Raw genomic sequence first — 1,943 nt, 5'->3', positions numbered from 1 at the left:
CCCGCGGACGAGGGCTTTCGCTCGAAGGTCGACGGGACGATGCACGCCTGCGGCCACGACGCCCACATGACCTGGGGACTGGCCGTCCTCGAGCGAATCGCCGAGAGCGACTTCTCGGGGCGGCTGGTCGTCTTCTTCCAGCCCGCAGAGGAGACCGGCGGCGGGGGCTGTCCGATGGCGAAAAGCGAGTTCGCTGAGGGGCTGGACTACCTGCTCGCGATCCACGTCGGTCTCGACCATCCCACGGGCGAGGTCGTCGCCGGCATCGAGAAACCGCTCGCGATGTGCCACGTCGACGCGACGATCGAGGGCACCTCGGCGCACGCGGGCAAGGCACCGAACGAGGGAGCCAACGCCATGCACGCCATGGGGGCCGCCATCGTGAACGCCTACGGAATCCCCCGGCACAGCGACGGCATGACTCGAGTGAATATCGGCAAGGCCGAGGCGGGCACCGCGAGCAACGTCATCGCCGAGCACGCGTACATGGAAGCCGAGGCCCGCGGCGAGACCACCGCGCTGATGGAGTTCATGGAACGGCGGCTCGAGCGCACGATCAACTCGGCGGCCAAGATGCACGGCTGTCGGGCCGAGGTCGACGTGGTCAGCAAGTCGCCGCGGGCCGACAGCGATCCCGAACTACAGGCGCTCGTCAGCGAGGTCGCGAACGGCGTCGAAGGGATCGACCACGTCCTCCCGGCCGTCGACATCGACGCGAGCGAGGACGCGACCTTCCTGATGGAGCGCGTCCAGGACGAGGGCGGGCTGGCGACCTACATGATCGTCGGCACCGACCACCCGACGAGCCACCACACGCCCACGTTCGACGTGGACGAGGCGAGTTTGCAACACGGCGTCGACGCGCTCGTCGGCACGATCCGGGAACTCGAGCGGCGGCATCCGGTTCCACGCGTCGAGAGCAGCGGTGACGCGGAGCGCGTCGAGGGCGAAGCGAACGTAACGCACGGGGAAGGCGGGCCGCTCGGGGAGGGCGGAGCGCTCGGTGAGGACGGAGCACACGCGGGGGACGACGGATGAGCAGGAATCGTGACGCCGGCGAGGCGCTCGTCACCCGCGAGGACGTAGCGAACGCGCGAGACCGAATCGACGACGTCGTCCACCGCACGCCGCTGGATACGTCACGAACGTTCGCCGAGATGAGCGGTGCCGACTCGATCGGGCTCAAACTCGAGAACGTCCAGCGGACCGGCTCGTTCAAGATCCGCGGCGCGTACAACACGATGGCACAGCTCTCGGACGCCGAGCGCGAGGTGGGCGTCATCGCCTCAAGCGCGGGCAATCACGCGCAGGGGGTGGCGCTGGCCGGCGATCTGCTCGATATCGAGACGACGATCGTCGTCCCCGAGGTGACGCCGGCCGCGAAAATCGAGGCCACCCGCGGCTACGGGGCCGAGGTCGTCGTCGAGGGCGACATCTACGAGCGTTCCTACGAATACGCCCTCGAGCGGGCCGAGGAGACCGGGGAAACGTTCGTCCATCCCTTCGACGACGCGGACGTCGTTGCGGGGCAGGGAACGATCGGTCTGGAATTGCTAGAGCAATACCCCAGCATCGACACCGTGTTGGTCGCTATCGGCGGCGGCGGGCTCATTAGCGGGATCGGGACCGTTCTCACGGCTGCAGAGCGTGACATCCGCGTTATCGGGGTGCAACCCGAGGGAGCCGCTCACGCGAAACCGTCGCTCGAGGGGAGCGAGATTCACGAACTCGCGGACGTCGACACCGTCGCGGAGGGGATCGCGGATACCCGCATGCTCGAGACGACGTTCGAAATCGCCCGCGAGGTCGTCGACGACGTGGTCAGCGTGAGCGATCGAGAGATCGCTGCTGGGGTCACCTTGCTGGCCGAACGCGCGAAGACGGTCGCCGAGAGCGCCGGCGCCGCCCCCCTGGCCGCCGCGCTGTCGGACGATCTGGCTCTC

At 68.3% G+C, this 1,943-nt stretch carries 2 protein-coding genes; both read left to right on the top strand.

Features of this window, described 5'->3' with window-relative positions; genetic code table 11:
* Nucleotides 1-1,038, top strand: a 1,038-nt coding sequence (locus tag PGX04_RS11480) for an amidohydrolase (RefSeq protein ID WP_273738634.1), incomplete at its 5' end; no start/stop codon positions are given.
* Nucleotides 1,035-1,943 (top strand): threonine ammonia-lyase (locus PGX04_RS11475; protein ID WP_273738633.1); only part of this gene is annotated, 909 nt, incomplete at its 3' end. The genes PGX04_RS11480 and PGX04_RS11475, both read left to right, overlap by 4 nt.

The organism is Natrinema soli (assembly GCF_028618695.1).
This window is presented reverse-complemented; position numbering and strand designations above follow the sequence as displayed.